Genomic DNA, 8,689 nt, shown 5'->3' on the forward strand with positions numbered 1-8,689 from the left:
CGGTACTGATTAAGGTTTTCAAGCCACGGTTTGCTTTGGCAAACCTAAAAGTTGAAGAAAACATACCAACAACAGAGGATTCTATCGTGCAACCTGTGAATTCTGGACGCTTACTGGTGTTCTTACTGGCCGGACTGGCATTTGTTTTGACTCTGTCGTTATTTGGAGAAAAAGCTATTGCTGAAGAAACGAACATTACAAACAACCAGCAGTCAGATTTACCTACCAGTGAGTGGTTGATCGAAAAAGTGAACAGTCGTGATGATGGTGAATATGTCACTCGCACACTGACCATGACGCTAACGGACAGACACGGTAAGCAGCGTGTGCGTGAGACGCGGGGGTTTCGGAAGTACTTCGGCGACGACAAGTACTCAGTGTTGTTCTATGTCAGCCCGACTAATGTTAAAGATACCGCGTTTCTGACCTACGATTACCCTCAGACAGAAGAGCGCGATGATGATCAGTGGCTCTATCTGCCAGCGTTAAGAAAGGTACGCCGTATTTCAGCGTCTGATCGTGGCGATAACTTTTTGGGCACTGACTTTAGCTACGAGGACATCAAAAAAGAAGGTCGCCTGGAACCCGCTGATTTTGCCTATCGAGTGGTTTCAAAAGACGAGGGTTCCGGACGAGCGGTGTACCACGTTGAAGGCTTACCACACACCGATGAAATAGCAGAAGAGCTGGGTTATGGGCGCACCGAACTGTGGATTGATAGTAAAAACTGGATGGTCGTAAAAGCGCGATTTTGGGACGTCCAGGGCAATGACCTCAAGTCTCTGAAGGTCGAAGATATTCGCACGGTCGATGGTATTCTTACTCGTCACAGAATGATTATGGAAAACCACAAGACTGGACACCGAAGTATCTTCACTTTCAGTGATGTTGACTACAAGACTCCCGTCGACGATCAACGGTTCCGTCAACGCAGTCTGGCTCGGGGACTGTAATCATGCCTACAGAAAAGTATAAAGTGCCGTCACTGGCAAGGTCTGTTCTTTATGCACTTCTGATGATGAATGCTTCTGCTTCATCATCAGAAGAGGTTAATAAACGCTCCTGGATTGACCGCGTCTCCGATAACGTCACCGGACAGTGGCAACAGGAATGGGCGGGTGATACACATGATTCCCAAAAAATGGAGAGCCAATTACAGTTCGAATGGGAAAAAGGGTTCAATGCCGGGGTATTCGGAAATACCGCTTTGACCATGATTGGACGATTGCGAATGGATACCGAAGGTCAACTTTCGACGGGGAAACCATCAGGGACTTATAGCGGTGCAAGTCGCCCCTGGATTAAGACTGACCACACCGAATTTGAACTGCGGGAATTTTATCTCGATGCTGAGTGGTTCGATCTTTATTGGCGGCTGGGTAAACAGCAGGTCGTTTGGGGGCAAGCTGAAGGCCTGAAAGTGTTGGACGTAGTGACCCCACAGAGCTATCGGGAGTTTATTCTTGATGACTTCGATGATTCCCGTATTCCTCTCTGGATGGTCAACGTGGAGTGGTTGACTTCACCCAACAGCAGTTTGCAATTTATATGGATACCGGACACCACATATCACGCCCTGGCTCAGGCTGACACATTGTATGCCGTTACCAGCCCGTTAAAAGTACCGTCGTTTCAAAGCATTCAGCAACCAGTTACGGGAGTCAATCAACACGATCCGAAAAAACCCAACAATTGGTTGAAAGACAGTGATGCCGGATTGCGCTATAGCCAATTTTGGAACGGTTGGGATATTACCTTAAATTATTTTTATCACTATCGGGACTTCTATGCCCCATACCAATCACTGGATTCCAGCCCAATGAATGGGGGGCAAAGACTTCTAAACATCACTCCTGAGTATGAGCGAAGTCATTTGGTCGGTGGCACGGCAAGTAATGCGTTTGGTGATTTCACTCTAAGGACAGAGATTGGCTGGTATAGCCACAGTTATCAGGTATCTCGTTACACACCCGACAATCACGGCATTGAAGAGTCGCCTGAGCTAACGTCAGTCATAGGTCTGGACTGGCAAGGGCTCAGTAATACACTTGTGAGCGTTCAATGGTTTCAAAGTCTTCTTTTAGATTACGACGCGAAAATGATGAATGACCGAAACGAACAAACGTTGACGTTACTCTTGGAACACAAACTGGCCAATGATACCTGGACATTAAAACTTCAAGGACTCTATTCTCTGACTCATCAGGATCAGCTTTGGCGTCCGAAAGTCAGTTATCTCTGGCAGAGCAACCTGGAAGTGTGGATGGGAGCAGACTTATTCTCCGGAACCTCTGACGGTCTGTACGGACAGTTCGATGCCAATGATCGTCTAGTTTTGGGGCTTGAATGGGGTTTTTAATTCAAAAAGCCTGATTCACTTCTCAGTAGCAAGTGCTTTTTGTGCAGAGAGCGCCATGCTGGAAGCATTGCAAGCCCGAAGATATTCTTGCTGCAGTCTGCTGACAAGCTCGGTGACTGTAGGCAAATCATGAATAAGTGCCGTGCCCTGGCCACCACTCCAGATATCTTTCCAGGGCACAACACCGTCAGGCAAGTGGTCTGTACTTCGACCTTCTGGAATATAGAGATTGTCAGGATCCAGCCCGACTGAGCTTAACGACTTGGTTAGCCAGCTTGCGGGCAATCCATTGACTCCTCGTGTGTATAACACATCGCTAACGTTACTCTCGACGAGCATGGTTTTATACGCCTCGGGGGCTGAAGCCTCCTGAGTGGCAATAAAGCGTGTGCCCATGTACGCGAGGTCGGCGCCCAGCAATTCAGCTGCGCGTACTGTAGCACCGTTACTGACAGCACCGGCCATTACTATCGTTCCGTCAAACATTTCACGAACTTGAGGAATCAGTGCCAAATGACTGATCGTCCCGGCATGACCTCCGCCCCCGGCACCAATACACACAATACCATCCACACCCGCTGAGACGGCTTTTTCTGCAAAGCGAATGGTCGTGGCATCGTGATAATGCAACAGACCGGCATCCTGCACTAATGGAGCATTCTCGGTGGGGTTGCCAACAGATGTGACAATGATATCGACGTGGTAACGATGACACAGTTTTAAATGTCGACGGAACTCATCCTGACTGAAGGTGGGTGATATATTGACGGCCAGCGGTCCGATGACGCGGTCGGGCTCTTGTTCTTTCACCAAAGCCAGCTGTTCTGTCACCGCCTTAAGTTGTGCTTCCAGTTCCTCCAGATCCCGGCAGTGGTTACGGGTGAGCGATCCCACTATACCGGCTTTGCAACACGCTACCGCCAGTTGTACACCACTGCATAAAAACATGGGAGCAGCGAATACCGGTATGGTCAGTTTTTCACGAATGTTTTGAGGCAATGACACAACCGAAATTCCTTACATCTGGGAAATTAAAACAAGGCCAAGATTGATTTTTGTTTAAAAATCAACGGCCCAGTGAGGCAGTGGATCGATATGATGGGTTCTTACTCCGGCTTTGATGGTCAGTATTGGGTTAAAAGGCAGATCAAGTCTTGAATTATCCAATACCCGGACTTGATCACAGAGGGGAACGGTTGCCTTCACGTTTTCCAGCATTCGGGGAATACGCGATAACACCTTATCATCGGGCACGTGGTGTCCACCCGCATCAACTCTCTGTGCAACCCGTGCTTGATTTAAACTGCCATGCTGAACGTGAATGACCACCAGTATGATCTGGTAACCCAACGCCTTCGCATGAGCGACAAAGTCGATCTTAGACGGATGAGAAAAAACAGTTTCAAAACAAAAACTGTTGCCCTCGGCCAACTGGTCATAGCGCAATTGTTCTGCCAGCCTGGCCGCCTGATAACTGTTGGCTTCTGGGTTGTCCGGATACAGTTCTTTGGCAATCAGGTCAGCATTGATAAAAGGCATGCCTAATGGCTGTAATACTTGATGGTAAAAGGTGCTTTTGCCCGCGCCATTACCACCGACCAGCATCCACAATTGCTTCATAGATTGTTCAGTTTTTGTCCGGACACATCGGCAGGTTCAAAACTGCCGTTGAGAAAACGTCCCACTAGCGTTGTGCCGTCCGGGTGTACCTGTTCAAGCAAACCGGGATGTTCAATAGACGCCTGATATTGGATGGCATTTGATGATATAGCAGCCTGTAAGGCGCCGGTTTCTCTGGCTCCGTCCAGAGCAGTAAAGACAGCATCCGGATCGACACTGATAGGAACAACCTTCTCTACTGAAATTCTGGCTAGCCCAGCGTTGATCTCAAGTAGGGTCTCAGGATCAATGACTTTAGAGAGCTTTCGGCCAATATCGGCCCAATATTCCACTTGTTCAGACGCACTGCGATGGAGTGCTTTACCTGCCACCTTGGCGGCGTCCATTAACGTGCTTTCCAGTCTGACTGGGGATGCGGCTTTTGCCATTTTAACTACCTCACCTGTGATGGGTCTGCTGCCATTGTAGCATATTGCTACAATGGCAATGCAAGGGCAAGATAGATTAAAAAGTGACCAGGCACTCCCTCTCAGTCAATCCTTATGGTTGCTTTCGAAGGCTTATTTTTCAACGACGACACGTACCCGCCCCAGATTCTGAACTCGGGCAAAGGCTGTCTCGGCGTCCCCTTCCCGTTGGGAAGCAACTCTCAACGTAGGAAAGTAGGTTCCGGGTTTATCAAACTGATGAGTTATCTCTAACGTGAGTTGATCACCCTTCTGCTCAATTTTGTCCAGATCCATCACTAACGGGTATTTACCCTGGCCATCAAAATCCCATTCAGCGGCAACAATGGTTCCCGTATTGGGTGGCACTGCAACACTGGCTGTAAGAGATACGGATTCACCCGCGGATATCTCTGCACGCTCTTTACCATTGGCCTGAACTTTCACAACTGGCTGTATGCCATGTCGCTCAGCGGCTGTTTCCGGTTGAATAACCTGTCCATCGACCACGGTATAAGAACTGGTAGGGGCTGGCTCTACACCCTCTTCAACCCAGGCACTCAAGTCTCGCAAAGCCTGCTGTAACACGCCGAGGTAGCTCACAGTCTGAGTAGGATATTTTTGATCGGTAAAATCACCATGATTGGTTCGATCGCTGTACCATAAACGGAAGTGATCATCGGTTTTATCGCCCAGATGCTCTTTCACTCGATCCAGATACCAGTCACCCTGCCAAGGAAAAGCTTCGGTATCGTAGAGGTTTTCGAGGGCAATCATTTTCCCTTTGAATTCACCCGTCTGCACGGTGCCTGAAGCCCCTTTGGCAAAAATGGGCCCGAGAAGGAATGGCCGTTGAGGATAAAGAGGCTCCCCTTTCTCGTCACGAAATTGATCCCAGACCTTGTATTCTTTTCCTGGCACTTGATGACGGTGATAAGTTTGTACAGCCAGGAAGTTGGAGTTATCAATCTTGACCTGATCACCTTCTTTCAACTTAGCCACGACCGAGCTGTTTTCAGCCCCCAGAATCACAACATCACCCTGGGTACGGCTCATGGAAATCTTACTTCCTTTGGCTTCACCACTCGTAATTAACAGATCAGCACCGACAGTGCTTTTTGAAGGCAAGCCAGCTAACTGGATCGCCACCGGCATGCCACCTTCACTACCTTTCATTGTTGCTTTCCAAGCATTATCGGCGAGACCTTTTGCTTCGCCGGCAAAGCGAGAAACCGTTAATCCCATAGCCTCAGCGTCATTCGGCATAATGAGCTTTTTAATGGTTGTCGGAAACTGGATGCGGGCTGCTTTCAGTGAAGGCGTAGGTTCATATCCTTCGTAGCCAGGTTTATTCCAGAAGTCTTTAAAGTAGCTGGGATCAATACCCACTACCGCAGGAAAAATAACGGCAAAGGCATGTAACCCCAAGGTCTCATAGCCATACCAGGCTTTGATGGGAAATCCTAAACCGGTTGTTTCTTTTAACGCAGCTTTTTGTTCTTCATTGAGTGTCGCATAGGGGTCCTGACTTCCGCCTACATCGACGGCATCCGCTACGTCACCCAATTTGTCACCGAGCACACGCATAGCATAAACGCGAGTAGTGAAAATGTTAGGAAGAGCCATTGGTGAACCAAGAACAAAAGGAACAGCACCGTCCCATACACCCTCGGTATTCTCCATACCGCCAATGGTTCGATATGCACCGCCACTGCCACCAAAGGCGTAACCATATGGACGCTCACCCCCATACATTTCAAGAGCAACTTGACGGGAGTATTGAGCTGCTGCAGCGTTAGCTCGGTATGCACCTATGGTCGAATCCGCTCGACGACCAGGGCCTGCAGTTGCTCCCTGACCACCGCCATTGGTTTCTACAAAATAGGCACCGCTTGCAATAGAAAAACCAATCTTGTCTTCTTCACCTGTAGCACCTTGTGACAGAGTTTCACTGTCTGGCACAGGCGTTATATATTGAAAAAAGCGTCCATCGTATTTGTCTTTTGGCGGCAAATAAAATGAAAAACGAGTATCTGTGCCTTCAAACCCACCGTGAACATAACGGTGACGGACAGGGCTATCGCGCCACTCATCCTGGTCAATGTAAGGTTTTTGGAACATAGGATCACTTGATTTTGGAGACATTGGCTTGTCTGTAGCGGCAATAAGTGATTGAGTAAAAAACAGACTTATAATAAGCAAACAATAATTTCGAACAACCGAAAAGTAATTCCCTTTGTTTGCATCTCTGATAGAAAGTCCAGCTGTGGTGCGACCAGAAGTGCCTAGCACGTGCCTCTCCTTATTATATGAGTTATTTTGGATAACTGTTGATACTGGCTACAGGTCTAATAGCGAGCAGACCAACTAAACTAGTTAAAACCACCGGGCTGAGCAAATGTTTTAACAAACATTTACGGTATCGTGGGATATTTACTGAGATCAAATTAGGAAGGGTGCCGATGGATTTACGAATCAAGGACACCCTCCATTATAATATACTGGTTACGACGCCAGAGAATTGGGCTCAGAAACAAAGCTGGAAGACGAGTAATGTTTGACAGCAATACATTCAGATCGATATTCACGAGGCCCTTTCTCATAAGCTTGCTTGAAGATTCGACTAAAGTGAGCTGGACTTTTAAAACCTACCCGGAACGCAATTTCTGCAATAGTGATTTCACTCGGGCTACTGGATGATAACCAGCGACTTGCCACTTCCAAGCGTTTCTCTTTGACATAGTCTGCGAACGACAGACCTTGTTTATTTAACAGAAAAGATAAATATCTGGGGGATATGCCACAAGCTTCTGCAACTCTAACGTTACTCAGTTTCGGGTCTGAGAGATGGACATCGATAAAGTTGAGCGCGGTTTTGAGGCGTTTCTCTGAGACACTTTCTTTCTGTTTGGTCAGTCCTTTGTGCTCTTGAATGGTATCGGACAATACAGAAAGAGCGCTCTCGAGAAGCAGGTTCTCGGTGCGTTCTGACATCTTTTCATGATTCGGGAAAATGTCAGCAAGGATTCTTTCGACCGTAGCAAACAAACCACCTTCTGCAGCGATGGTAAAGCCGTTTGCAATATCACCGGATATAAACTTTCTAAAAACGTGAGCGGGAATTAATACGTTTACACTTTCGTGTGTAGACTGGCTGTCAAGGCTACGCTCTATCAAGCAAGGAGACATAGATTTGGTAATAGCAAAATCGCCAGCACGGGCTATTGTCGCTTTACCACCATGATGGATTTTTAGACCACCCTGTTTAACAAACCAAAGAGTGACAACATCAATAGCGTCACTGCGTATGTGGTGCCATGAGCGATTGAACGCCAAAGGCTTCTTTGTTTTAACATGAAGAATAGAGCAAGAACCGACGGTTTTTCTTTCTATGGACACATCATCCTTGTCTCCACCCTCGATATGGCATTCACCCTCATAGGCTATTCTCGGGTCTATTCTTGTATATGAATTAGCGGCAAGTCTGTTGCTTTCACGGTGCAATACAGTCACTGAGTCCTGCATGTCTCAACCCTCCAATGTCTGGTTTCTTATGCTTTACTACCAGAAATCATGATTCATGTTGTCATCCACAGACAATATAAACAACACTGTTGATTAAGACAAGCGTTTTAAGGCTACTTCGATGCACAATTGATCAAAAGACACCTTTAATTAACGGGTCTAGGATATTAAATAAATAACTCACTAGAAAACCCTTACCGTACTTCAAAAGTTAATCAATCTATGACAATCTTCTACCTAGACCCGTTAACTTGGATTACATAATGATTGCGCAACACGTTCATGAATGTGGAAAGCTTCTCGATCATCTCTTTCCCTTAGTTGATCAATTACGATCAGTAGTAGAAAGCTCCACCGGCTGTGTGTTTTATCAGCAAGGCAACGAAGAACCCCTTACGAGCCAAAGCGCTCGCGAAGCCATTGGCAACCACCTTGGCGAAATGCGCTATCGCGGCATAGAGGATATAGGCCTACAACCCAAAGAACGCTTTATGTCACTTGCCATCAACCCATCTGCCCTGCCCTTGGTACAGGCTGTGAACGAAGCCAAGAAAGACCTACAGCTTTGGCATGAAACCCTCGCGCGCACTCAAGCTAACAGCTACGCCGCCGCTCAACTGAATCGAGCTGTATTAAAGAAAGCACAAGAACCTCTGCTGAATTTACAAATGGCAGAACGCGGGATCATTTGGTTAGATGGCTCACCTACCCGTCTTAGCTGGCATTACAACACTACATC

General features: G+C 47.3%; 8 protein-coding genes. 3 read left to right on the top strand and 5 right to left on the bottom strand.

Annotation, left to right across the window (positions count from 1 at the left end):
* A partial coding sequence (locus tag ACTG33_RS14655; RefSeq protein WP_439135968.1) for an outer membrane lipoprotein-sorting protein occupies positions 1-953 on the top strand: 953 nt, incomplete at its 5' end.
* 2 nt (positions 954-955) lie between these two features.
* Positions 956-2,359: a DUF1302 family protein gene (locus ACTG33_RS14660; RefSeq protein WP_439135969.1), complete on the top strand. Its 1,404-nt coding sequence runs from the start codon at positions 956-958 to the stop codon at positions 2,357-2,359.
* Positions 2,360-2,374: 15 nt separating this feature from the next.
* Here the strand turns inward: ACTG33_RS14660 and ACTG33_RS14665 are convergent, their stop codons facing one another.
* From ACTG33_RS14665 to ACTG33_RS14685, 5 genes are all read right to left on the bottom strand, one after another.
* On the bottom strand, positions 2,375-3,364 hold the full coding sequence (locus ACTG33_RS14665) for an NAD(P)H-dependent flavin oxidoreductase (RefSeq protein WP_439135970.1): 990 nt from the start codon (positions 3,362-3,364) through the stop codon (positions 2,375-2,377).
* Between the two features lie 54 nt (positions 3,365-3,418).
* Complete coding sequence (locus ACTG33_RS14670; RefSeq protein WP_439135971.1) at positions 3,419-3,979, bottom strand: AAA family ATPase; 561 nt, start codon at positions 3,977-3,979, stop codon at positions 3,419-3,421.
* Positions 3,976-4,407: a TA system antitoxin ParD family protein gene (locus ACTG33_RS14675; protein ID WP_439135972.1), complete on the bottom strand. Its 432-nt coding sequence runs from the start codon at positions 4,405-4,407 to the stop codon at positions 3,976-3,978. Before ACTG33_RS14675 ends, ACTG33_RS14670 begins: the two co-directional genes overlap by 4 nt.
* Positions 4,408-4,539: 132 nt before the next feature.
* Positions 4,540-6,717, bottom strand: a complete 2,178-nt coding sequence (locus tag ACTG33_RS14680; RefSeq protein ID WP_439135973.1) for a PKD domain-containing protein — start codon at positions 6,715-6,717, stop codon at positions 4,540-4,542.
* Between the two features lie 213 nt (positions 6,718-6,930).
* Positions 6,931-7,950, bottom strand: a complete 1,020-nt coding sequence (locus ACTG33_RS14685) for a helix-turn-helix domain-containing protein (protein WP_439135974.1) — start codon at positions 7,948-7,950, stop codon at positions 6,931-6,933.
* Positions 7,951-8,213: 263 nt separating this feature from the next.
* On the opposite strand from ACTG33_RS14685, the gene ACTG33_RS14690 reads away from it, so the two are divergent.
* Positions 8,214-8,689, top strand: a 476-nt coding sequence (locus ACTG33_RS14690) for a hypothetical protein (RefSeq protein ID WP_439135975.1), incomplete at its 3' end; no start/stop codon positions are given.

The sequence above is a fragment of the Pseudomaricurvus sp. genome (assembly GCF_965662505.1).
In the GTDB taxonomy this organism is placed as follows: domain Bacteria; phylum Pseudomonadota; class Gammaproteobacteria; order Pseudomonadales; family Cellvibrionaceae; genus Pseudomaricurvus.

What these genes read in the sequence shown, in the direction of transcription:
- ACTG33_RS14675 (WP_439135972.1), bottom strand. Translation starts at nt 4,407, where the DNA reads ATGGCAAAAGCCGCATCCCCAGTCAGACTGGAAAGCACGTTAATGGAC.
- ACTG33_RS14670 (WP_439135971.1), bottom strand. Translation starts at nt 3,979, where the DNA reads ATGAAGCAATTGTGGATGCTGGTCGGTGGTAATGGCGCGGGCAAAAGC.
- ACTG33_RS14685 (WP_439135974.1), bottom strand. Translation starts at nt 7,950, where the DNA reads ATGCAGGACTCAGTGACTGTATTGCACCGTGAAAGCAACAGACTTGCC.
- ACTG33_RS14660 (WP_439135969.1), top strand. Translation starts at nt 956, where the DNA reads ATGCCTACAGAAAAGTATAAAGTGCCGTCACTGGCAAGGTCTGTTCTT.